This is a genomic window from Lentzea sp. NPDC059081, from assembly GCF_042738015.1.
Taxonomy (GTDB): Bacteria; Actinomycetota; Actinomycetes; order Mycobacteriales; family Pseudonocardiaceae; genus Lentzea.
In genome coordinates this window covers 445,590-468,132 of record NZ_JBHYGW010000003.1, presented here as the reverse complement: position 1 = coordinate 468,132, position 22,543 = coordinate 445,590, and the positions used below count along the sequence as shown (strand labels likewise).

26 protein-coding genes are annotated in these 22,543 nt (G+C 70.3%); 18 read left to right on the top strand and 8 right to left on the bottom strand.

Annotated features, from left to right (window positions below):
- Positions 1-3: 3 nt before the first annotated feature.
- The gene (locus ACFWV3_RS09910; RefSeq protein WP_382410239.1) at positions 4-759 is read right to left on the bottom strand and encodes a MerR family transcriptional regulator; all 756 of its coding nucleotides are present in this window, start codon (positions 757-759) and stop codon (positions 4-6) included.
- 208 nt (positions 760-967) lie between these two features.
- Here ACFWV3_RS09910 and ACFWV3_RS09905 point away from each other — a divergent pair, with 208 nt between their 5' ends.
- Positions 968-1,519, top strand: a complete 552-nt coding sequence (locus ACFWV3_RS09905; protein WP_382410237.1) for a YbaK/EbsC family protein — start codon at positions 968-970, stop codon at positions 1,517-1,519.
- Here the strand turns inward: ACFWV3_RS09905 and ACFWV3_RS09900 are convergent.
- Positions 1,496-2,563 (bottom strand): LOG family protein, encoded by a 1,068-nt coding sequence (locus tag ACFWV3_RS09900; RefSeq protein WP_382410235.1) that lies wholly within the window; start codon positions 2,561-2,563, stop codon positions 1,496-1,498. The genes ACFWV3_RS09905 and ACFWV3_RS09900 overlap by 24 nt on opposite strands.
- 126 nt (positions 2,564-2,689) lie before the next feature.
- On the opposite strand from ACFWV3_RS09900, the gene ACFWV3_RS09895 reads away from it, so the two are divergent.
- The 6 genes from ACFWV3_RS09895 (at position 2,690) to ACFWV3_RS09870 (ending at position 7,293) form a co-directional block, all read left to right on the top strand.
- Entirely contained in the window at positions 2,690-3,664 is a 975-nt protein-coding gene (locus ACFWV3_RS09895) for an aminotransferase class III-fold pyridoxal phosphate-dependent enzyme (protein WP_382410233.1), read from the top strand.
- A gap of 121 nt (positions 3,665-3,785) precedes the next feature.
- The gene (locus ACFWV3_RS09890) at positions 3,786-4,322 is read left to right on the top strand and encodes a putative T7SS-secreted protein (RefSeq protein ID WP_382410231.1); all 537 of its coding nucleotides are present in this window, start codon (positions 3,786-3,788) and stop codon (positions 4,320-4,322) included.
- Positions 4,319-5,119, top strand: coding sequence for a hypothetical protein (locus ACFWV3_RS09885; protein ID WP_382410229.1), 801 nt, complete (start codon positions 4,319-4,321; stop codon positions 5,117-5,119). The genes ACFWV3_RS09890 and ACFWV3_RS09885 overlap by 4 nt, the downstream gene beginning before the upstream one ends.
- Positions 5,116-6,465, top strand: coding sequence for a hypothetical protein (locus ACFWV3_RS09880; protein WP_382410227.1), 1,350 nt, complete (start codon positions 5,116-5,118; stop codon positions 6,463-6,465). The genes ACFWV3_RS09885 and ACFWV3_RS09880 overlap by 4 nt, the downstream gene beginning before the upstream one ends.
- Positions 6,452-6,889, top strand: a complete 438-nt coding sequence (locus ACFWV3_RS09875; protein ID WP_382410225.1) for a hypothetical protein — start codon at positions 6,452-6,454, stop codon at positions 6,887-6,889. The genes ACFWV3_RS09880 and ACFWV3_RS09875 overlap by 14 nt, the downstream gene beginning before the upstream one ends.
- 8 nt (positions 6,890-6,897) lie before the next feature.
- Positions 6,898-7,293 (top strand): YbaB/EbfC family nucleoid-associated protein, encoded by a 396-nt coding sequence (locus ACFWV3_RS09870; RefSeq protein ID WP_382410223.1) that lies wholly within the window; start codon positions 6,898-6,900, stop codon positions 7,291-7,293.
- Position 7,294: 1 nt separating this feature from the next.
- Here ACFWV3_RS09870 and purU read toward each other — a convergent pair whose 3' ends face one another.
- Genes purU through ACFWV3_RS09850 form a run of 4 tightly spaced genes read right to left on the bottom strand, consistent with a single transcriptional unit; the run spans position 7,295 to position 10,193 of the window.
- Positions 7,295-8,170, bottom strand: a complete 876-nt coding sequence (gene purU, locus ACFWV3_RS09865) for a formyltetrahydrofolate deformylase (RefSeq protein WP_382410221.1) — start codon at positions 8,168-8,170, stop codon at positions 7,295-7,297.
- 13 nt (positions 8,171-8,183) lie between these two features.
- Positions 8,184-8,909, bottom strand: a complete 726-nt coding sequence (locus ACFWV3_RS09860; protein WP_382410219.1) for a maleylpyruvate isomerase N-terminal domain-containing protein — start codon at positions 8,907-8,909, stop codon at positions 8,184-8,186.
- Between the two features lie 10 nt (positions 8,910-8,919).
- Positions 8,920-9,726 carry a class I SAM-dependent methyltransferase gene (locus tag ACFWV3_RS09855; protein WP_382410217.1) on the bottom strand — a complete coding sequence of 269 codons (807 nt, stop codon included), beginning with the start codon at positions 9,724-9,726 and terminating at the stop codon, positions 8,920-8,922.
- Positions 9,705-10,193, bottom strand: a complete 489-nt coding sequence (locus ACFWV3_RS09850) for a DUF2505 domain-containing protein (RefSeq protein ID WP_382410215.1) — start codon at positions 10,191-10,193, stop codon at positions 9,705-9,707. The genes ACFWV3_RS09855 and ACFWV3_RS09850 overlap by 22 nt, the downstream gene beginning before the upstream one ends.
- Between ACFWV3_RS09850 and ACFWV3_RS09845 the strand changes: the two genes are divergently transcribed.
- Complete coding sequence (locus ACFWV3_RS09845; RefSeq protein WP_382410213.1) at positions 10,192-11,292, top strand: UDP-N-acetylmuramate dehydrogenase; 1,101 nt, start codon at positions 10,192-10,194, stop codon at positions 11,290-11,292. The genes ACFWV3_RS09850 and ACFWV3_RS09845 overlap by 2 nt on opposite strands.
- A 90-nt stretch (positions 11,293-11,382) precedes the next feature.
- Positions 11,383-12,390: a hypothetical protein gene (locus ACFWV3_RS09840; protein WP_382410211.1), complete on the top strand. Its 1,008-nt coding sequence runs from the start codon at positions 11,383-11,385 to the stop codon at positions 12,388-12,390.
- On the opposite strand, the gene ACFWV3_RS09835 is transcribed toward ACFWV3_RS09840, so the two are convergent.
- Positions 12,344-13,075, bottom strand: coding sequence for an SDR family oxidoreductase (locus ACFWV3_RS09835; protein WP_382410209.1), 732 nt, complete (start codon positions 13,073-13,075; stop codon positions 12,344-12,346). The genes ACFWV3_RS09840 and ACFWV3_RS09835 overlap by 47 nt on opposite strands.
- 92 nt (positions 13,076-13,167) lie before the next feature.
- Between ACFWV3_RS09835 and ACFWV3_RS09830 the strand changes: the two genes are divergently transcribed.
- From ACFWV3_RS09830 to ACFWV3_RS09800, 7 genes are all read left to right on the top strand, one after another.
- The gene (locus ACFWV3_RS09830; RefSeq protein WP_382410206.1) at positions 13,168-14,307 is read left to right on the top strand and encodes an Ig-like domain-containing protein; all 1,140 of its coding nucleotides are present in this window, start codon (positions 13,168-13,170) and stop codon (positions 14,305-14,307) included.
- A 55-nt stretch (positions 14,308-14,362) separates the two neighbouring features.
- The gene (locus ACFWV3_RS09825; protein WP_382410204.1) at positions 14,363-15,127 is read left to right on the top strand and encodes an alpha/beta fold hydrolase; all 765 of its coding nucleotides are present in this window, start codon (positions 14,363-14,365) and stop codon (positions 15,125-15,127) included.
- Positions 15,124-16,371 (top strand): D-inositol-3-phosphate glycosyltransferase, encoded by a 1,248-nt coding sequence (mshA, locus tag ACFWV3_RS09820; RefSeq protein WP_382410202.1) that lies wholly within the window; start codon positions 15,124-15,126, stop codon positions 16,369-16,371. The genes ACFWV3_RS09825 and mshA overlap by 4 nt, the downstream gene beginning before the upstream one ends.
- Complete coding sequence (locus ACFWV3_RS09815) at positions 16,368-16,847, top strand: YbjN domain-containing protein (protein ID WP_382410200.1); 480 nt, start codon at positions 16,368-16,370, stop codon at positions 16,845-16,847. The genes mshA and ACFWV3_RS09815 overlap by 4 nt, the downstream gene beginning before the upstream one ends.
- 60 nt (positions 16,848-16,907) lie before the next feature.
- Positions 16,908-17,753, top strand: coding sequence for a DUF4349 domain-containing protein (locus tag ACFWV3_RS09810; RefSeq protein ID WP_382410198.1), 846 nt, complete (start codon positions 16,908-16,910; stop codon positions 17,751-17,753).
- 399 nt (positions 17,754-18,152) lie between these two features.
- The gene (locus ACFWV3_RS09805) at positions 18,153-19,718 is read left to right on the top strand and encodes a 4-coumarate--CoA ligase family protein (protein WP_382410196.1); all 1,566 of its coding nucleotides are present in this window, start codon (positions 18,153-18,155) and stop codon (positions 19,716-19,718) included.
- 116 nt (positions 19,719-19,834) lie between these two features.
- Positions 19,835-20,569, top strand: a complete 735-nt coding sequence (locus ACFWV3_RS09800; RefSeq protein WP_382410194.1) for a class I SAM-dependent methyltransferase — start codon at positions 19,835-19,837, stop codon at positions 20,567-20,569.
- A 9-nt stretch (positions 20,570-20,578) separates the two neighbouring features.
- Here the strand turns inward: ACFWV3_RS09800 and ACFWV3_RS09795 are convergent, their stop codons facing one another.
- Entirely contained in the window at positions 20,579-21,211 is a 633-nt protein-coding gene (locus tag ACFWV3_RS09795; RefSeq protein ID WP_382410192.1) for a TetR/AcrR family transcriptional regulator, read from the bottom strand.
- A gap of 56 nt (positions 21,212-21,267) precedes the next feature.
- Between ACFWV3_RS09795 and ACFWV3_RS09790 the strand changes: the two genes are divergently transcribed.
- Complete coding sequence (locus ACFWV3_RS09790) at positions 21,268-21,711, top strand: VOC family protein (protein WP_382410190.1); 444 nt, start codon at positions 21,268-21,270, stop codon at positions 21,709-21,711.
- A gap of 5 nt (positions 21,712-21,716) precedes the next feature.
- Positions 21,717-22,463, top strand: coding sequence for a phosphoglyceromutase (locus tag ACFWV3_RS09785; protein WP_382410188.1), 747 nt, complete (start codon positions 21,717-21,719; stop codon positions 22,461-22,463).
- Positions 22,464-22,543 lie beyond the last annotated feature (80 nt).

Below are 22,543 nucleotides of genomic sequence, written 5' to 3'. Positions count from 1 at the left end.
CTCTTAGAGGCGTTCCCGGGCGTAGTGCTTCATGGCGTCCCGCATCCACTCGGCCATGTTGCCGTTCTCCACCTCGAAGTTCCCCCGGAACTCGTCCGAGTCGACGTAGAGGTCACCCAGGCCGGAGTAGGACTCCCGGTCGGGCGTCCAGCTCAGGCAGATCCAGCGGTAGTGGCGGTCGATCAGCTCCTGCGTCTGCGGAGCGTCGATCGCCGTACCTGCCGTGTAGAGGCCGCCCAGCTCCTCGGCGATGTCCTTCCACTGGGCCATGAACCGGTCCGCGTCGGCCCGCGTCCAGCCCTGCATCTTCTTGCGGCTCTCGGCGATGTGCTCCTTCGCGCCCTCGCCGTAGCGTTCGACGAGCTCGGCCTCGTGCCGCGCCTGCGTCTTGGCGTCGATGCCGTCGAACAGCTCCTCGATCTTCACCTCGTCCCCTCCTTCCAGTTCGCGGATGGTGCGCGCGACGGTGTCGGCGAGCCGGTCCAGCCGTTGCCTCTCGTCCTGCAGCCACCGGTGGTGGTCGCGCAGGACCGTGAGCTGGTCCGTGCCGTTCAACATCTCCGCCACCACGTCGAGGCCCAGGCCCAGGTCGCGCAGCAGCAGGATCTGCTGCAGGCGGTGCACCTGCTCCTTCTCGTAGTAGCGGTAGCCGTTGTCACCGACCCAGGCCGGTGCCAGCAGCCCGATCGAGTCGTAGTGCCGCAGCGTCCTGGACGTCACCTTGGACATCCGGGCCACCTGGGCGATCGACCAGGCCATCTCGGCTCCCTTCGCGCTCTGGAAACGACGGTAAGGGTTGACGCAGCGTCAAGGTCAAACGGAAGTTGGCAGGATGGCGTGAATTCGCGCCGGTCGTCCGGCCTCCTCTTCGTGTCAACCGCCGGAGGCGATTCGGCGCGAAGCGGAGGCCGGACGACCGGCTGCCAGGCGAATTCACCGGAGTCTGCGGAGCAGCGACAATGGGCACATGTGGACCATCGCTGGGTCGTTGGAACCCTTTCCCGTGCTTTCCCGGCTCGACCTGGTGCCCCCGCCAGTCGAGTCCGCGTTGAAGTCGCTGGACGGCGCCGATCGCGTCGCCGTCGCCGAGATCGACGCCTCTCTCGCGGACACCGCCGAGTTCTGCGCGCACTACGGCTCGCCGCTCGCCGCCTCCGCGAACTGCGTCGTCGTGGCCGGCAAGCGCGGCGACGTGGTCCGTTACGCGGCCTGCATGGTGCTGGCGACCATGCGTGCCGACGTGAACGGTGTCATCCGCAAGCGGCTCGACGCGCGCAAGGCGTCGTTCGCGCCGATGGACGAAGCCGTGGCGTTGACCGGCATGGAGTACGGCGGCATCACGCCCATCGGTGTGCCCGCGGACTGGCCGATCCTCGTGTCGCCCGAGGTGGCCGCCGCTCCCGAGCTGATCGTGGGCAGCGGCATCCGGGGCAGCAAGATCCTGATCCCCGGCGACGTGCTGATGAAGCTGCCCGGCGCCGAGGTCCTGCCGGACCTAGCCCGCGTACTTGACCAGTAGCTCGATCGCCTCGTCCACGTCGTCGGTGACGAGGATCCACTGCTCGGCCTCCCGGCCCGCCGCCAGCTTCTGCACGAGCGGCGCGGCCGGGACCTCGTCGGTCCAGAACGCCTTGCCCAGGAACACCATGGGCGCGGCCGGGCCGACGCTGCCGTAGTAGTTCTGCGTGAAGTCCTGGAAGACCTCCTGGACCGTGCCCGCCTTGCCCGGCGTGTAGACGATGCCGCCGGTCGCCACGGTCAGCAGGCCCTCCTCGCGCACCGAGTTGGCGAAGTACTTCGCGTGCAGCTCGCAGGCCGGGTTGGGCGGCTCGTGGCCGTAGAACCAGGTCGGGATGCCGATCGTGCGCGGGGTCTCGAAGTGCGGGAGCTCCGGGAACGTCGCGAGCCAGCGGCCGATCGACTCGTCGTCGCTGCCGAAGGAGGGGGCTCTGGCGATGTCGCGCAGGACGTCCGCGTCGGGCGAGCCGAGGCGCACCCCGAGCGGCACGGCCTCCATCGCGCCCGGTCCGCCGCCGGTCAGCACGGTGAAGCTCGAGCGGCCCAGCGCGGCGCCGAGCTCGACGGCGTTGCGGTAGCCGTCCGAGCCCCTGGCCAGGGCGTGGCCGCCCATGACCGCGACCGGGGAGCCCGTCAGGATCTCGTCCAGTGCCTCGGTGATCGAGTGGTCGTGCAGGCGTTCGGCCAGCGCGTGCAACGGGTCGGGGTGGTGGCCCTGCCGCTTGCTGTGCCGGTAGATCACCGAGTCGGGGGTCCGCGCGTACGACGCCGGGTCGGCCGGGTCGAAGCCCTCGAACAGCTCCGCCGGCGTGTAGAGCGACGACCGGTACACGTCGTAGGGCAGGTCGGGGATCACCGGGAAGATCAGCGCTCCGGCCGCCTCCGCCCGCCGCTGCATGCTCTCGCCGAGCGTGCAGCCGAGGAACAGCGCGCCGTCCAGTGGCGCCCGCACGTCCTCACGGGTCAGGTCGAGGCCCGTTATGACCGCTTTACGCAGGTCAGGGGTGTTTCGAAGCTGGTCGAGGCCGGTGATTTCGATCCGCACGCGAAAAAGACTAAGCCTCGGGCGAACCAACGCGGTGCGGGATACGAATGACTGATGGGAACCGAAGGTCCGCTCGCCCCCCGACGAGCGGCCCGCGGGCCGCGCTGCCCAGGAAAGGTTCCCCGCATGGTCACCGAACAGCTGACCGGCTGCGCCGCCCGTGGCGCCCGAGTGGTAGATCCCCACCGAGTCGAGTACCTGGACTGCGGCGGTTACGGAGTCCCGTTGCTGGGCCACGCCCACCCCGAGGTCGTGCGGGCGGTGGTGGGCCAGGTGCGCCGGCCGTCGCTGCTGGACCGCCTGATGCTCGACCTGGTCACGCCCAACGGCCTGGACCACGTCCACACCTTCGCGTCGGCCTCCGAGGCCGCCCAGTTCGCCGTGGCCCTCGCACAGGCGAACGGCCGCCCACGGGTCCTGACGACCGGCGACGTCCCGTACGGCGGCATCGACTCGTTGCGCGCCACTCTCTCCTCCGGCCCACCCGCGTGCGTGATGGTCGAACCGGTCCGAGGCGTCTCACTGCCACCCGACCGCTACCTGCACGCCGTGGCCGAGGTGTGCCGCGAACAGGGCGCGCTGCTCGTCGTCGACGAGACCCGCTCCGGCCTCGGCCGCCTGGGCGTGTGGTGGGGCGTCGACCTCGACGACGTGACCCCCGACATCCTGCTGGTGGGCGAGGGCCTGTCCGGCGGCGTCCTCCCGATCGCCGCCGTGGTCGCCTCCGCGGACGTAGAGGTGCCGCTGTGGAGGGGCCACGACACGGTCTCGCCCCTCGCCTCGGCCGCCGTCAACGCCTGCCTGCGCGTCATCGCCTCCGAAGGCCTGGTCGAACGCGTGAAGCTGCTGGGCGACGAGCTCCTGTACGGCCTGCGCGCCGTGGTCGCGGGCAAGGCGCACGCCACCGGACGCGGCCTGCTGCTGGGCGTGGAACTGCCGGACAAGCAGGCGGCCGACGTGTTCACCGGCGAGCTGCTGCGGCTGCGGGTGCTCGCCGACTTCCGGGGGCGGACGGTGAGCTTCACCCCGCCCGCGGTGATGTCGGCGGCGGACGCCGGGTGGCTCGTCGAGGCGGTGGGCAGGGCCGCCGCCAAGATCTGACGCCTCACGTGAGACGCACCGCGCGGTGGTGACGCGCGGTGCGTCACGCATTGAGTAGTTCCGCTCATCTTTCCCGTTTCGGGCAGCGGAGGCACCGGCGGTCGTGGTTCTCTCACTGTGAGTGAACGGGGGCTACGGGGTGTACGGAAATCCGGACGAGCTGGACCGCATCGCGGGTGAGATCGAGAAGCGCGCCGAATCGGTGCGGACGCGCGGCACGGAGATGAACGACCGCGCGCGAACCATGCGGTGGCAGTCGATTGCCGCCGAGCGGTGCCGCGAGACGGTGGAGGGCGACAGGCGCAAGTTGTTCCAGGCGGCCGAGGGCCTGGACGGGGCCGCCGCGGCACTGCGCCGGCACGCCCAGGAGGTCCGCGAGATGATCGCCGCGATCAAGCGGATCGGTGAGGCGGTCACCAGCTGGTTCACCAGCGCGGTCGACACCTTCAACCAGGCGGTCGACGCGTTCAACAACGCTGTCAGGGACATCGCGAACGGCGTCGCCGACGCTCTGGGCTTCGGTGGAGGCCAGATGCCCCGGCCGCCGCAGCCGCCGTGGACCGGGTGGAAGTGGGGACCGGACAACCTGCCACCGCAGGGGGACAAGTCGTGGCTCGAGGTCGGCGAGTACCTGCGCGGTCAGGGGGTTCCCGCGTGACACCGGCCCCGCATCGGCTCGTGCTGTCCGCACGCGAGCTCGCGTACCTCGTCGAGAAGACCGGCACCGACCTGCCGCCTGACTGGATGCCCGCCGCGGACGTCGCGATCGGACCAGCGGAGGCGGACCTCACCAAGAAGCGCGTGGTGACCGGCGTCGGCGACGAAGCCTCGGTGCACCCGTCGGTGGAGCGCAACCTCGAGATCCTCGCCGGGCCGACCGTCCTGCTGGACACGATCGCGTCGATCGGTGCCAAGACCTCGCACAGCGTCCACGCGGTCAACGGGCCGTTGGGCGCCTCGCTCTTCGCATTGGGGGACGGGGCCGTCGAACTGTCGATGTTCGCGTCCGTGGACCTCGGCAGGGAACTGGTTCGTGCAGTGCCGGCGGAAGACCCCGCGGGGGTGAGCCTCGAGTCGCGCCTCGGCGGAACAGAGGACGTGGAGCCTCTCCGCGGCCGGTTGCCGCTGGTCGCCTTGCAGGAGATGGGTGCGGCTCGGCTCTTCCGCGCCGCCGACCCGGATGCGCCGGCCGCCGTCGTCGCACAGTTGGACCTGTCCGGTGAGGAAGCGGCGCTGGCCCGTGGCGTCGCGGACCGGACCGACGGCGCCCTGCGCTGCCTCGTCGTCTGGTCAGGCGGAACTTCCCAGGTCAACTGGGTGCACACGGCCGGCGGCTGGAGCGGCCTCGACCCGGAACCCGGTGGAGCGGATCGCCGGATGGTGCGGATCGAACCGGCGCGACGCGAGGACCTGGGCACCTGGGTGGCGCCCGCGGTGGCGGGAGCACTGGCATGAGCATCTCGAACGTGCGGGTCGAAGGCGGAGCAGGCGGCGTCGAGGCCCACTACGACGACCTCGCCGCGATGGGTGACCTCACCGGTGACGTCGCCGGAGACACCCTCAAGACCGCAGCCGCGGGGCACAAGTTCCTGGTCGAGCCGGACGTTCTCGCGTCGTCGCTGCTCAACCCTGGCGGTGTCGTGAAGTTCGAGGCCGCGATGGCGGTCGCGCTCGACGGACCGAACGGGCTCACGGCCACGTCCGCGGGCATCGGCCTGCGCGGCGAGGCGTTGAAGGCCACCCGGATCGCTTACGAGATGGCCGACGAACTGGCTGCGAAGGGCTTGGACGCAGGCCGGTGGTTCGCCGGTCTGGCCGTGGCCACCAACCCTCTCGGCGCCGTACTGGGCGGTGGCGGCGCGATCGCGACCGACGTGTACCTGAACTACGACGGCGACTGGGAGAAGTGGCTGGTGGACCACCCCGGCATGGTGGACACGCTGATCGGCATGTCGCCCGGCATGATCAGCGCGCTGGGCATTCCGGTCGATCTCGCGACCACGCTGGACCTGCTCGCCGCGACCTACCCGGACGGCGAAGCCGTGGTCACCGACATCGACCCGCTGTCGCGCGACAGCGACCCGCCGCGTGGCCTGGAGGACCTGCTCGACGGTTTGAACACGCGAAACGATCCCGGCGAGGACGACCCGAGCAACATCGACGTGCGGATCATCAAGGACGCCGACGGCAACGTCACCGGCTACGTCGTGGACGTGCCCGGCACGAAGGACTGGCCCCTGCCGGGACAGGTGGCGAGCGCCAACGACCTAGGCGTCAACGTCGATGCCATGGCGGGCAACAACACCGTGCTGCAAGAGGGGATCCAGGAGGCGCTCCGCCGCGCCGGCGCGCACGACACGGGAGCTCCGGTGATGCTGGTCGGGCACAGTCAGGGCGGCATCGTCGCGGCCCAGTCGACCACCGATCTGAGGGCGAACGGCTACAACGTGACGCACGTGGTCACCGCGGGCTCGCCGGTCGGCCGCATCGAGGTTCCCGGTGACGTCCAGGTGCTTTCGATCGAGAACCGAAACGACATCGTTCCGCACCTCGATGCGAGCGACAACCCCGACGGCCCGAACCGCACGACCGCCACCTTCGACCACAACACGGGTACGTCCAGCGGAAATCACGCGATCGGCGGTAACTACACCGACGCGGCGGGTGCCCTCGACAAGAGCACTGATCCGTCGGTGCGGCGGTACCGGGAGAGCATGAGCGCGTTCACCGGCGGCGACCCGGACCAGTCGCAGATGCAGAAGTACCACGTTGCGAGGAAGGGCGTGAATGAGCTTCCGTAGGGTGCCGGCCGCGATCTGCACGGTCTTCCTGCTGGCCGGGTGCAACATCACCGACCAGTACCACGACGACGTCGAGGGCGTCGGCAAGCAGATCGTCGCCGACTGGAAGGAGCTCCCGGAAGTCGTCGGCGCCGAGTACGAGTACCGCCACGGGCTGGACCAGGGACAGGTGATCTACGCGATCGCCACCGTGGAGGAGGACTCCGTGCAGGAGTCCGTCGAGCAGCTGCAGGAAATCGCCCGACGTGACTACTGGCGTGGAACGTCGCAGAACGTGTCTCTGACGGTTTCGGTCTATTCCGATGCCAACCCGCGGGTGAAGAGCCCCACCGGTCCCGACAACTCCGTCAGCCGGAAGCGGATCGAACTCGACGACCCGGCCGGGCTGGAGAAGCAGTACGGCCCCCGTCCCGCCAAGAAATGAGCAACGCGATGACGCCCGACCAGTGGCTCGCCGACTTCGAGACCAAGACGGCCGAGCTCCAGCGCAACGCGGCCGCCTTCCGCCGCAACCTCGAGGCCGCGGGAACGACCGTGACGACCGAGGACGAGGCCGTCACGGTCACCGTCGCCCCCAACGGCGCACTCCTCGACCTGAAGATCGCGGGCGACACCGAGCTCGCGACCAAGATCCTCGCGTTGACGAGGTCCGCCTGCGAGCAGTCGGCCGCGAACGTGGTCGACGGGTTCCGGCAGGTCGTGGGCAGCCACGCGAACGACCTGGACACCGACGTGTCGGTGCCCGGAGCGCCTCTGCCGCAGCAGAAGCCGCACCGCGACGACGAGGACTTCAGCGAGAAGACCGTCTACCGCAAGGAGAGCTGGTAGCTCAGAAGATCACCGTCTGGTTGCCGTGCACCAGCACCCGGTCCTCCAGGTGCCACCGCAGCCCGCGCGCCAGCACCACCTTCTCGATGTCCCGCCCCTTGCGCACCATGTCCGCCACCGAGTCGCCGTGGTGCACGCGCAGCACGTCCTGCTCGATGATCGGCCCGGCGTCCAGGTCGGCCGTCACGTAGTGGCAGGTGGCGCCGACCAGCTTCACGCCGCGGCGGTGGGCCTGGTGGTACGGGCGGGCGCCGATGAACGACGGCAGGAAGCTGTGGTGGATGTTGATCGTGCGGCCGGACCAGGCGGCGCACAGTTCGGGCGGCAGGATCTGCATGAAGCGGGCCAGGACCACGGCGTGCGGGTCGTGCTTCTCCACCAGGAGCCGGAGCTGGGCGAACGCCGCCTGCTTGCCCTCGGGGTCGCTCGCCGGGAACGGCACGTGGTGGAACGGGATGCCGTGCGCGCGCGTGATGTCGCCCAGCTCGGGGTGGTTGCCGATCACGGCGGACACCTCCACGTCCAGCTCGCCGGTCGCCACGCGGGCGAGCAGGTCGTAGAGGCAGTGGCCCTCGCGCGACACCAGGATGACCACCCGCTTGCGCGCGCCCGTGTCGGTGACCGTCCACGTCGACTGCGCGCCCAGTGCCGCCGCCACGTCGCCGAACCGCGCGCGCAGGTCGTCCACGCCGAACGGCAGCGAGTCCGCGCGCACTTCCTGGCGCGTGAAGAACCAGCCCGTCTCGGGGTCGGTGTGGTAGGCGGCCTCGACGATCCAGCCGCCGTTCTCCGCGAGGAACGACGAGATCCTCGCGATGATGCCGGTGCGGTCCGGGCAGCCGAAGGTGATCACATAGCGACGCTCAGGCGATGACACGCAGCAGGAGTATTCACGCCCTGGGCAGTGCCGCCAACAGCGACTCGTCGCCCGTCACGATCGCGTGACTCGGGCGGCCCCACAGCGCGCGGTAGACGGCGTCGGCGGTGCCGGCGACCGTCACGTCCGCGTCCACGGCCGAGTCGAGCACGTCCGTCACGACGAGGGGCTCGCCCGCCGCGAGGAAGACCTCCCAGGTGCGTCCGGCGTCGGCGGCGTGCACGACCAGCGTGCCCGTCCTGTCGATGGTGCGGCCGCGGTCCAGCTGGCGGGGCACCATCACGGTCAGGTGCTCGTCGATGCCGTCGGCGGCGAGCTCCGAGTCGAACAGCAGCGTCGGCGGCTCGTGGCCGGTGGCGAGCTCCGCGTCGAGGCGGTGGATCGCCGTCTCGTGCGCCTGCCTGCGCGCCCAGAACGCGGCCACCTGCGAGCCCTTGAACGTCCACGATGGACTGTCGAGGGGCACCGAGCGCAGCCGCGACACGAGCAGCCCCGAGCCGTTGTCCCACCAGGCGAGCGCCTCGTCCCAGCCGGCAGGCGCCTCGTGCCAGTCCGGCCGGCCGGCGTCGGGCGCCGTCACGACCGCCTCCGCCGCCCACGTGTGCACCTCGGCGATGTGCCGCACCAGGTCCAGCACCGTCCACTCGGGACACGACGGGACGGGGGCGTCCGGTCCGGCCTGAACGGCCGCCGAACGCAACGCCGACGCCTGCTTCTCGATCTCCGCGACGAAGTCCACGAAACTCAGCCTAGGGCGCGACGGCCGCCCATTCGAGCGTGATTTCGCCGAGCCGCCACCGCCGCCGGTTGTCGAGCACCGGCCACCCGCGCTCGACCAGCAGCCGCACCGACTCCACCCACCGGGCACGAGGGCCGAACGGCGCGAACGGGGCCGCGGTCGCCCAGCACGCGTCCAGCTCGGCCAGCAGCGCGTGCACGCGCTCACCCGGCACGTTCTTGTGGATCAACGCCTTGGGCAGCCGCTCGGCGAGGTCGGAGGGCGTCTCGATGGCGGACGGCTTGCACGCCAGCGTGAACGTCTGCGGCCCGTCGGACGACAGCGTCACCCACGTGCACCGGCGGCCGATCTCGTCGCACGTCCCCTCGACCACCAGGCCGCCGGGCGCCATCCGCGACAGCATGGTGTCCCACGCCTCGAACGCCTGCTCCTCGGTGTACTGGCGCAGCACGTTGAACGCGCGCAACAGCACCGGACGCGCTCCGGCGAGTTCGAACCCGCCGCGCCGGAAGTCCAGGAAGGGCGGATCCGAGACCGCTTTGCCCGCCTCGACCCGGTCAGCGTCGATCTCCAGCCCGAGCACGCGCACGTCGGGGCGGACGACCCGCAGCCGCGCGGCCATCTCGACGGTGGTGATCGGCGTGGCCCCGTACCCGAGGTCCACCACCAGCGGGTCGGGCGCGGAAGCCAGGAACGACGACAGCGTGCCGGTCGTCCACCGGTCGACCCTGCGCAGGCGGTTCGGGTTGGTCGTGCCGCGCGTCGGCAGACCGAGCGCACGGGCCCGGCCCGCTGCTAGCCGCGGTGTGCGAGCCATTCGGACGTGAACTCGCTCTCCTTGTCGAGCAGCACGGCGACCTGCTCGGCGATCAGCTTCTCGAGCTTGCCGCCGAGCAGCGGGATGCTGACCTTGACCTCCCCCGTGAGGGTGGTCTTGGAGCCCGATCCGTTGCCCAGGACGGTGAACGCGCCCTCGAGCCGGCCGGGCACGCCGTTGACCGCCACCTCGACGGTGCCGGCGCCGGCGGCCCACGTCTCCGTGCGCTGGATCACCAGGTCGCCCCCGAGCGCGGCCTTGACCGCCGACGGCAGGTGCTCGGCGGGCACACCCTGCTTGAGCTGGTACGTCGTCCGCTCGTCGGTCTTGTCGAACGAGACGAGCTCCGCGTTCTGGCCCCCGATCGCGGCCAGCCGGTCCCGCAGGTAGGTCTCGTCGACCATGGCGGCGAAGACCTCCTCCGCCGAACGGGGTGACGTGGTGTGGTGCTCGATGCGGCGTGCCATGTCGCGGAGGCTACCGTTGACGTCTGTGACCACCACGCAGTCCGTCCCTCTGGCCGAGCGCACGACGCTCCGACTCGGTGGGCCTGCCGCGCGGTTCGTCCACGCCACGACCGCCTCTGAGCTGGTCGAAGCCGTGCGAACAGCCGACGCCGCCACCGACGAGAAGGTGCTCGTGCTCGGCGGCGGGTCCAACCTCGTGATCTCCGACGGCGGCTTCGACGGCACCGTCGTGCACGTCGGCACCTCGGGCTTCCGGCTCGACCCGCTGGGCGGCGGCATCGTCCAGTTCACCGTCGAGGCGGGCGAGGAGTGGGACGCGGTCGTCGCCGAGGCGGTCGCGCAGGGCCTCGGCGGGCTCGAGTGCCTGTCCGGCATTCCCGGCCTCAACGGGGCCACACCCGTGCAGAACGTCGGCGCGTACGGCGTCGAGATCTCCCAGGTGCTGCAGTCGGTCGACCTGCTGGACCGCCGCAGCGGCAAGGTGCACCAGGTGCCCGCCGCGAAGCTCGGCCTCGGCTACCGCTCCAGCGTGCTGAAGGGCACGGACAACGCCGTCGTGTTGCGCACCCGGTTCTCGCTCACCTCCGGCGGCATGTCCGCGCCGATCCGCTACGGCGAGCTGGCGCGCGTTCTCGGTGTGGCGCAAGGGGAACGCGTGCCGGCGGACGAGGCCCGCAAGGCCGTGCTGGAGCTGCGCCGCGGCAAGGGCATGGTGCTCGACGCCACCGACCACGACACGTGGAGCGCGGGCTCGTTCTTCACCAACCCGATCGTCGACGACTCGACGTTCGCGGGCGTGCTGATCCGCATCGCCGAACGCCTCGGCTCCGACGTCGACGTGCCGAGCTACCCCGCCGGCCACGGCCAGCGGAAGCTCTCCGCGGCCTGGCTGATCGAACGCGCCGGGTTCCGCAAGGGCCACCAGGGCCCCGGCGGCCGGGTGTCGTTGTCCGGCAAGCACACCCTCGCCCTCACCAACCGCGGCGATGCCTCCACCGAGGACCTGCTCGACCTGGCGCGCGAGGTGCGCGACGGCGTGCGCGCGGCGTTCGGCGTCGAGCTGCACCCGGAACCCGTTTTCGTCGGCGTGCACCTCTGAAGTCGTTCAGGTCCACCGCCGTTCAGGTGACTCCATGTGACGAACCGCTACCCCGCGTGTTTCATTGACGTAGAGGGAACGGAGGTCGCCATGAGCTACCTCGACGAGAACGCGCGCGAGGTCATCAGGCCGGTCAAGCGCATGGTCGAAGACGAGTTCCTGACCAGGCCGGGCGTGATCGGCGTCGACATCGGCGAGAAGATCACCGGGGGGATGCCGACCGGCAAGGCCGCGATCGTCGTCTACGTGTGCGCCAAGGGGCCCGACCACCCCCGCCAGATCCCGCGGGAGGTGAACGGCGTCCTCACCGACGTCGTCGCCGAGTCGATCGTGCTGCACCGCGCGATGGTCACCCGCGCCGACGAACCCCGTGCGGCGGAACGGCATCCGGTGCTGCGCGGCGGCATCGGCATCGGCCCCGCGCGGACGTTCCGGGTCGTGCCACCGGAGGTGCCGAAGGCCGGCGAGTACGTGATCGCGGGCACCCTCGGCGCGTTCGTCGTGACTCGCGACGAGAGCAGGAAGGTGCTGGGGCTCACCACGTTCCACGTCGGGTGCGTCGACGACTCGTGGTCGGTGGGCGACGAGTTCGTGCATCCGTCCAGAGTGGACGGTGGGCTGCCCGGTCCCGACACCGTCGCCGTGCTCGACCGCGCGGCGCTCGCCGGGGCCGTCAGTGCGGCGGGGCTGCGGATGGGTGCCCGGCCGTTCCGCGCGGAGGTGGTCGACGTCGGTACGATCACCGGGAGCGCGAGCGCCGTGGTCGGCTCCACGGTGCGCAAACGCGGCCGCACCACCGAGCTCACGCACGGCGTGATCACCTCGACGGACGCGACGGTCCGCCTGGACTTCGGCGACGGCATCGGCGTGCGCACGTTGCGCGACCAGATCCGCGTCTACTCGGCGGAGCGCTTCGGCGACCACGGCGACAGCGGCGCGGTGCTCGTCGACGCGGACAACCGGGTCGTCGGGCTCTACGTGGCCGGCAGCGGCCCGACGGGGTTCGCGAACCCCATCGGGCCCGTGCTGCGTCAGCTCGACGTGGACCTGGTCACTCCCGGTGCACCCGAGTCGCGGAGGCCTGGGCGCGGGGCTTGAGCACGATCTCGTCGAGGTTCACGTGCGACGGCCGGGTGACCGCGAACGCGATGACGTCCGCCACGTCGTCGGCGGTGAGCGGCGTGAGGCCCTGGTAGACCTTGGCCGCGCGCTCGGTGTCGCCGTCGAACCGGTTGGTGGAGAAGTCCGTCTCGACCATGCCCGGCAGGATCTCGGTGACCCGCACCGGCTGCCCGAGCAGCTCGCCGCGCAACGTCCGGTGCAGCGCCGACTGCGCGTGCTTGGCGCTCGTGTAGCCGGATCCGTTGTCGTACGCGTCACGTGCCGCGACGGACGTCACGGACACGACGTGCCCGTCGCCGGACGCGATCAGCTTCGGGATGAACGCCTTCGTCACCAGCAGGGTGCCGAGGACGTTGGCCTCCCACATCCAGCGCCACTCCGCCGGATCGCCCTCGGCGACGGTCGACAGACCACGGGCACCGCCCGCGTTGTTCACGAGGACGTGGGCGTGGGGTACCCGGTCGGCGAAGGAGGCGACGGAGGACTCGTCGGTGACGTCCAGCTCGATGGCCGTCCCGTCGATCTCCTTCGCGATAACGTGGAGAAGGTCCAGACGACGTGCACCGAGCACGACGTGGAACCCCTCGGCGGACAACCGCCGCGCGGTGGCCTCGCCGATGCCCGCGCTAGCTCCGGTCACTACTGCGACAGGTCGATTCACGACCTCGATCGTAGGCGGCCGATCAGCGTGTGACCGACGTCACTCGCACCATCGGGTCGTGCTGGACGTCCTTGCTGTGGGAGGTCGAAACCGTGAAGAGAACACTTGTCGCGCTGGTCGCCGGGCTGACGCTGCTGACCGGCTGCTCGAGTGTCGAGGCGGGGTCACCGAAGGCGGACAGCTCGCTGCCGTCCGCGAAGGTCACCCTGTCGCCGGTCGACGGCACCAAGGACGTGCAGGTCACGACTCCGGTGCAGGTCACCGTGGTGGACGGCAAGATCGAGTCCGTCGCGCTGAAGTCGCCGGAGGGCAAGGACGTCAAGGGCACCCTGACCGAGGACAAGTCGGGCTGGACGACCGCCGAGCCGCTGGGCTACGGCAAGGCGTACAGCTACTCCGGCAAGGCCGTCGGCACCGACGGCAAGCCCGTCGAGCTCAAGGGCTCGTTCACCACCGTCGCGCCCGGCGCGCAGACCCGCGCCACCCTGTGGCCCGGTGACAACCAGACCGTCGGCGTCGCGGCGCCGATCATGGTCAAGTTCGAGTCGCCGGTCGAGGACAAGGCGACCGTCGAGAAGGCACTCAAGGTCACCAACTCGGCGGGCATCACCGGCTCGTGGGCCTGGCTGAACGCCCAGGAGGTCCACTACCGGCCGGAGAAGTACTGGCCGGAGAACACCACGATCAAGGTCGAGGCGAAGCTCTACGGCGTCAACTACGGCGGCGGCGCGTTCGGCAGGGCCGACGTGACCAGCGACTTCACCATCGGCCGCAACCAGGTCGTGAAGATCGACAACCCGACGCACCGGCTCAAGGTGTTCCGCAACGGTGCCCAGGTCGCCGACTACCCCGCGTCGTTCGGCAAGGACGCGGACCCCGAGCTCACGACGCCCAACGGCACGTTCGTGGTCATGTCGAAGAACGACACGTTCTCGTTCGACAACCCGCGCTACGGCTACACCAACGTCGTGAAGAAGTGGGCCGTCCGGTTCTCCAACCACGGCGAGTTCATCCACGAGAACAACGACAACGCGGGCAACATCGGCAGCAACAACACCTCGCACGGCTGCGCGAACCTGCTCGAGGCCGACGCGAAGGCCTACTACGACACCGCGATGATCGGCGACCCGGTCGAGGTGACCGGCTCGATCACCACGCTGCCCGCCCAGTTCGACTGGTACGACTGGCAGATCCCGTGGGAGCAGTGGAAGACCAAGTCCGCCGTCAAGTAGCCCGGCAAGTCGCTCGGACGGGAATGCGTCCCCCTGCCAGGTCGTTTGCGCAGGTGTGCATCTGACACACGTGACGGCGGCCGGCGGGGGACGACTGGCCGTCCGTGAATCAGGCCCGGACGGCGCGCCGCCGGTGGTCCTCCTCCACGGCTGGGCGCAGACGGGAGCCGTCTGGGACCTCCCGGGCTTCCGCACCTGGGCCGTCGACCTGCGCGGACACGGCGAGTCCGACGACTTCGGCGACTACCGCGACTCCGCGCAGTGGGCCGCCGACCTCGCCGCCGTGCTCGCCCGCACCGGTCCCGCGACGCTCGTCGGGTGGTCCTACGGCGGTCTCGTGATCACCGACTACCTGCGCTTCCACGGCACCGCGAACGTCACCGCGCTGCTGTTCGTGAGCGCCATCACCGAGATCGGCCGTGGCCGCGAAGGCGGCGTCATCGGCCCCGTGATGAGGGCCGCGCTGCCCGGTGCGATCACCGACGACGCGGTGATGGCCGAGTTCACCCGCGCCATGGCTCCGGACCTGCCCGCTTCGACGGTCGGCGAACTCACAGCCGCGGCGGCCTCCGTGAGCCCTAAGGTGCGAGGCGAGCTGTTCCGCAGGGATGTGGGCAGCGCTGACGTGTTGACCGCCGTCGACGTGCCGACCCTCGTGGTGCACGGCACCAGGGACGAGGTGGTCGCCCCCGCCGCCGCCGAGTACTCCGCCGCCCTGATCCCCGGAGCCGAGTTGAGCCTGTATCCCGACACCGCGCACGTCCCGTTCCTCGAGCGGCCCGAGAGGTTCGCCGCCGACCTGGGGCGGGTGGCCCGGTGAAGCGCGTCGCGGTGCTCTCGGTCCACACGTCGCCGCTCGAACAGCCCGGCACGGGTGACGCGGGCGGGATGAACGTCTACATCGTCCAGACGGCCACCAGGATGGCCCAGCGGGGCGTCGAGGTGGAGATCTTCACCCGCGCCACGTCGTCCGAGCTGCCGCCGGTGGTCGAGCTGGCGCCGGGCGTGCGCGTGCGCAACGTCGCCGCCGGGCCGTTCGAGGGGCTCGGCAAGGAGGAGCTGCCCGGTCAGCTCTGCGCGTTCTCGGCGGGCGTCCTGCGAGCCGAGGCACGGCACGAGCCCGGCTACTACGACGCGATCCACTCGCACTACTGGCTGTCCGGGCAGGTCGGCTGGATCGCCCGCGAACGGTGGGGCGTGCCGCTCGTGCACACCGCCCACACGCTGGCCAAGGTGAAGAACCTGGCACTGGCCGAGGGCGACGCGCCGGAGCCCAGGATGCGGGTGATCGGCGAGGACCAGGTCGTCGCCGAGTCCGACTGGCTGGTCGCCAACACCGACATCGAGGCGAGCGAGCTGATCAAGCTCTACGACGCGGAGCCGTCCAAGGTGTCCGTCGTGCCGCCCGGCGTGGACCTCGACCGGTTCACGCCCGGCGACCAGTGCGCGGCCCGGCAGTCGCTCGGCATTCCGCAGGACGCGGTCGTGCTCGCGTTCGTCGGCAGGATCCAGCCCCTGAAGGCCCCCGACGTGCTGTTGCGCGCCGCCGCGGAGATGCTGGTGCGCGATCCCGGACTGCGCTCGAAGCTCGTCGTGCTGATCGTCGGCGGGCCGTCGGGCAGCGGCACGGAACGGCCGAAGGCGCTGGAGGAGCTGGCGGCACAGCTGCGGATCACGGACGTGACGCGGTTCCTGCCGCCGCAGCCGGGGCCGGCGCTCGCCGAGGTCTACCGGGCAGCGGACCTGGTCGCGGTGCCGAGCCACAACGAGTCGTTCGGGCTGGTGGCGCTGGAGGCCCAGGCCTGCGGGACGCCGGTGGTCGCGGCGGCCGTCGGTGGGCTGCCGGTGGCCGTGAACGACGGGGTGTCCGGGGTGCTCGTGCACGGTCACGAGCCCGGTGCGTGGGCGTCTGCGATCGGTGGCGTGGCCCTGCCGCAGCGGGAGCACCTGGCGAGCAACGCCGTGGGACATGCGCGACGCTTCTCCTGGGACCGCACGACTGACTCGCTGCTGGCGGGGTACCAGGAGGCGGCAGACGTGTTCCGCCGGGAGGTTTTCGCTTGAGCGTCGACACCGTGATCAAGGAGTTCCTCGACGAACGGGAGCTCCGGTACGACCGGCGCGAGCCGGGCAAGTTCTTCGTGACGCTGCCGGGCACCAAGAAGCTCCAGACCAACGTGTGGCTGGTGGAGACCACGCACGCGCTGCTCGTCGAGGCGTTCGTGTGCCGGCGGCCGGACCAGTCGTTCGAGGACGTCTACCGGTTCCTGCTGCGCCGCAACGCCCGGCTCTACGGCGTGCACTACACGATCGACGCCGAGGGTGACGTCTACCTGGTCGGGCGGGTCGGCAAGCACGCCGTGACGCCCGACGAGCTGGACCGCGTGCTCGGGCAGGTGCTGGAGGCGGCGGACGGCGACTTCAACCCGTTGCTCGAGATCGGCTTCGCCGACGCGATCCGCCGGGAGTGGGCGTGGCGGGTGTCGCGGGGCGAGTCCCTGGCGAACCTGCAGGCGTTCCAACATCTCGTTTCGGAGTAGGCGCCGACTCGTTTCGGCTTCCACGGCAACTCCTCGTTCCGCTCGTCCCGTCCGATCAGCATGCGTAGACCAGTGCTGTGGGTGGGAGTCGCGTTGCTGGCCCTGGTTTCGACGGGGTGCAGCAGCAACACGAGCGGGATGTCGGCGAAGGATGCCGCAGCCCCGCCGCAGGCGGCGCAGCAGAAGGCGCCGCAGCAGGAGAACGCCGGCCAGGCGGCCGTGCAGCCGGTGCAGGAGCAGGAACGGCAGCTCGTGCGGACGGCGACCGTCGACCTGCGCAGCGACGACGTGCTGAAGGCCATCGGTGAGATCAAGAACCGGGCGACGGCCGCGGGCGGGTTCGCGGGGCAGGAGAACTCGACCAAGAACTCCGGGTCGGTGACCGTGCGGGTGCCCTCCGCGGAGCTGGACCGGCTCGTGCGCGACCTGACGAGCGTCGGGGACGTGACGCGCAGCGAGGTGCGCAGCGAGGACGTCACCGACCAGCTCGTGGACGTCGAGGCGCGGATCGCGACGCAGAAGGCCAGCGTCGACCGGTTGCGGGTGCTGTTCGAGCGGGCGGGGACGACGGCGGAGATCGCGCAGGTCGAGTCCGAGCTGACCAAGCGGCAGGCCGAGCTGGAGTCGATGCAGCGGCGCAGCGAGTCGCTGAAGGGGAAGGTCGCTCTCGCGACGCTGACCGTGCAGGTGGCGACCGTGCCGATCGCGCCGCCGAAGCCGGACGAGCCCGGGTTCCTGAGCGCGCTGGCCGGCGGCTGGAACGCGCTGGTCACCGTGCTGGGCGGGATCCTGATCGCGGTCGGCGCCGTGCTGCCGTTCGTGATGGTGCTCGGAGTGCCCGCGGCGGTGGTGCTGTACCTGCTCCGCCGCCGGAAGCGTGTCACTCGAATGAACGAAGCAGCATGATCCAGTTCTACTGAGAGTGTGCCTTTGATGATGCGCGGAACGGCTCGGGAGAGAGGGGGAGTCGCTTCGAGCCGTCCCGCGTCACAGGTCCCCGCTGCAGTGGATCCGTGGACGGGGGGAGTCGTCGGATCCCAAGCGGGCCGCGCGATCCGACGGGGGATGACGAACCGCGCATGTGCCTCGCGCTCATCGGGCAAGCGTGGGAGCCGACTCGCGGAGGCGGTATCAACTTCCCAGATACGTCCTTGCGATCACAAGTGATTGTATTGCTCCATTCGAGTGTATTTAGTCGCGCTAAGTAACGTCTCTGTAGCGATCATGATGACCTTGACCTCCCCAGTGGGCTGGATCACGATGAGCCAACAGGCTGGGTGTAGAGCGAGTGAATGAGGTCGCCGCATGGTTTTCCGCAGTCCGTTCCCCGACGTCGAGATCCCCGACGTGTCGCTGTACCAGCTCCTGTTCGGCGACATCGCCGACCGTGCGGACCGGGTTGCGCTGATCGACGGCATGTCCGGCGCGTCGATGACGTACGGCCAGCTCGTCGGAGCCATCGACCGCACGGCCGCCGCTCTCGCCGCGCGCGGCATCGGCAAGGGCGACGTGGTCGGCATCCTGAGCCCGAACACGCCGTACTACGCCGTCGTGTTCCACGGCATCCTGCGCGCGGGCGCCACCGCGACCACGATCAACGCGCTCTACACGCCCGACGAGGTCGCGCACCAGTTGCACGACGCGGGCGCGAAGATGCTGTTCACCGTCTCGGTGCTGCTGCCCAACGCCGCACCGGGCGCCGCGAAGGCCGGCGTCACCGACGTCGTCGTGCTCGACGGCGCCGAGGGCTACCCGTCGCTGGGCGAGCTGCTCGCCAACGACCACCCGGTGCCCGAGGTGAAGATCGACCCGTCCGAGGACGTGGCGGTGCTGCCCTACTCGTCCGGCACGACCGCCCTGCCCAAGGGCGTGATGCTGACGCACCGCAACCTCGTGGCGAACCTCGTGCAGTGCGACCCGATCATGGTCGACGCCGGGGAGCACACCCGCGTCCTCGCCGTGCTGCCGTTCTTCCACATCTACGGCATGCAGGTGCTGATGAACGGCGGCCTCTACGTCGGCGGTCTCGTCGTGACGCTGCCGAAGTTCGATCTGCCGGAGTTCCTCCGGGTCATCGCGGAGCACAAGACCGACCGCGTCTACATCGCCCCGCCGGTCGCCGTCGCCCTGGCGAAGCACCCGATCGTCGACAACTACGACCTCTCCCCGCTCAAGACGCTCTTCTCGGGCGCGGCGCCGCTGGACGAGGACCTGGCCGCCACCGTGCGCAAGCGCATCGGCTGCCGCGTCGTCCAGGGCTACGGCATGACGGAGATGTCACCGGTCAGCCACGCCATCCCGGACGGCCGCGACGACATCTCGGTCGGCACCGTCGGCGTGATCATCCCGAACCTGGAGTGCCGCCTGGTCGACCCGGCCACCGGCGAGGACGTCGGCGTCGGCGACCGCGGCGAGCTGTGGTGCCGCGGCCCGAACGTCATGAAGGGCTACCTGAACAACCCGGAGGCCACCGCCGCCACCCTCGACGCCGAGGGCTGGCTGCACACCGGCGACGTGGCCGTGATCGACGAGAACGGCATCGTCTCGATCGTCGACCGGGTCAAGGAGCTCATCAAGTACAAGGGCTACCAGGTGCCGCCGGCGGAGCTGGAGGCCGTGCTGCTGACGCACGACGAGATCGCCGACGCGGCCGTCATCGGCGTGAAGGACGCCGACGGCGAGGAGATCCCGAAGGCCTTCGTGGTGCGCCAGCCGGAGTCGTCCATCGACGCCGACGCCGTGATGGCGTTCGTGGCGGCGAACGTGGCGCCGCACAAGAAGGTCCGCGTCGTGGAGTTCATCGAGGCGATCCCGAAGTCGGCGGCGGGCAAGATCCTGCGCAAGGACCTCAGGGCGCGCGAACAGGCCTGACCCGTTTCCCGAACGCCCTCGGCGAGATCATCGCCGGGGGCGTTTCGCCGTGGTTGCCGACCTCGGCGAGTCGATCTTCCTGGCGACCCGGCCGGCCGCTCGGCAGTATCGGGGACATGCCCAGTGACACCGGAAGCTCCGCCGACGTGGCCGCGGAGAACGACTACGACCTCTTCGCCGAGGGGTACGCGGCCGCCAACGAGACCAGCCTCATCAACGCCTACTACACCCGGCCCGCGATCGTGAACCTGGCGGGCGACGTGACGGGCCGGCGGATCCTGGACGCCGGGTGCGGCGCCGGTCCCGTGTCGAAGGCGCTGCGCGACAAGGGCGCCGTCGTCGCCGGTTTCGACCGCAGCGCGAAGATGGTGGAACTGGCCCGGCAGCGCCTCGGCGACGACGCGGACCTGCGGGTGGCCGACATCGGCAAGCCGCTGCCGTACGCCGACGGCGAGTTCGACGACTGCGTCGCCGCCCTGGTCCTGCACTACCTGGAGGACTGGACGGGACCGCTGGCCGAGCTGCGCCGGGTGCTGAAGCCCGGTGGCCGGCTGATCGTGGTCGTCAACCACCCGATCATGCTCCCGTTCCTGGATCGCGAGGCCAGCTACTTCACGACCGCGAAGTGGACCGACGACTACGACTTCGACGGCCAGAAGGCCACGCTCACCTACTGGCACCGGCCGCTGCACGCGATGACGGACGCCTTCACCGCGGCGGGCTTCCGCACGGCCGTCATCAGCGAGCCGCCTCCGGCGCCGGAGGCCCACGAGCTGTTCCCCGAGGACATGGCGAAGTTCCCGTCCGGGTCGTTCCTGAGCTTCATCTTCTTCGTCCTGGAAGCGGTCTGAGTCGCGAGGTCAGGCCCGCAGCAGCGTCCCCCGCAGCGCGTCCGCGAGCCACTCCCGGTAGCGCGCGGGGGACCACCCCAGCAACCCGTGCACGTGCGGCGAGCACATCGTCACCAGCACGTCCGCGACCTGCTCGACCCCGAACCCGTCCCTGACCTCCCCGGTCGCCACCAACGCCTCCGCGAGCGCCAGGCAGTTCGCCCGCATCGCGCGCTCGCCCTCGTCCGAGATCCGCCGCATGTCCGCGTCGGCACCGGACGACTCGATGCCCGCCAGGATCAGCCCGCCGGCGCGCTCCAGCACGACCCCGTTGCGCCGCACCAGCTCCGAGATCAGGTCGCGTGCGGAGGGCGTGCGCAGCACCTCATCGAACTCCGGCCGGTCGCGCATCGCCACGGGTTCCTCGTCGCCCGCGACCGCCACGTTCAGCGCGTCCTGGAACAGCTCGACCTTGGTGCGGTAGTGCGTGTACACGGTCCGCTCGGACACACCGGCCTCGGCGGCGATCGCCTTGATCGACGTCGCCGCGAACCCGTCCCGCAGGAACATCCGGTGGCCGGCCTCGCGCACCAGCAGGCGCGTCTGTGCGGCCGCCTGCTCCCGCAACGGTGACCTGTACGAACGCTTGACTCCGTCGCTCATCGAGCGCAGTCTAACCATATTCGTTGCGGCGTTACTGCATCCAATTGGAGTGAACCATGGCGAAGCTCAGAGGCATCAGAGGCGTGAAGATCCCGGTCAGCGACCTCTCGGCGAGCATCGACTGGTACGCGGAGGTCTTCGGCTTCGAGGTCGGCTGGGAGTTCGCCGACGCGGACGGCGTGGTCAGGGGCGTCTCGGGGCACGTGGGCGGTGGCGCTGCCGGGCTCAGCCTGCGCGAGCACCCGGAGAAGGCGAAGGCGATCGCCGGCTTCGACCCGGTCAACTGGGCCGTGGAGACGCGCCGGGACCTCCAGGACTGGATCGCGCACCTCGACGCGCTCGGCATCCCGCACTCGCCGGAGATCGAGGCCAGCATCGGATGGCTGCTCGTCTTCAGCGACCCCGACGGGCTGGAGATCCACGTCTACACCGACGAGGAACATGGCGTGGATCACGCCGACCTGCCGGGGTACGGCAGGAGGGTCGGCATGGCAGGCTAGCCGCCATGTCTGTCGGAACCTTGGTGCTGCTCCGCCACGGCGAGAGCACGTGGAACGCGGAGAACCTGTTCACCGGCTGGGTGGACGTTCCCCTGTCGGAGAAGGGCGAGAAGGAGGCCCGCCGCGGCGGCCTGCTGCTCAAGGAGGCCGGCGTCCTGCCGGAGATCCTGCACACCAGCCTCATGCGCCGCGCGATCATGACCGCGAACCTGGCGCTCGACGCCGCCGACCGGCACTGGATCCCGGTCCGCCGCGACTGGCGCCTCAACGAGCGCCACTACGGCGCGCTGCAGGGCAAGAACAAGAAGCAGACGCTCGAGGAGTTCGGCGAGGAGCAGTTCATGCTCTGGCGCCGCTCCTACGACACCCCGCCGCCGCCCATCGAGCCCGGCTCGGAGTTCAGCCAGGACGCCGACCCGCGCTACGCGGACCTCGGCCCCGACCTGCCGCTCACCGAGTGCCTGCTCGACGTCGTGAAGCGGATGATCCCGTACTGGGAGTCGTCGATCGTGCCGGACCTGCGCACCGGCAAGACGGTGCTCGTGGCGGCGCACGGCAACTCGCTGCGCGCGCTCGTGAAGCACCTCGACGGCATCTCGGACGAGGCCATCGCGGGGCTGAACATCCCGACCGGCATCCCGCTGCGCTACGACCTCGACGAGGAGCTGAAGCCCCTCAAGCCGGGCGGCGAGTACCTCGACCCGGAAGCGGCGAAGGACGCCATTGCGGCGGTCGCCAACCAGGGTAGGTAAGAGCACATTTCGGGAAATGCACGCGTGCACCGGACGACGGTGCGCGCGTGCATTTTTCGTGTGCCGACCGTCCAAAGGAC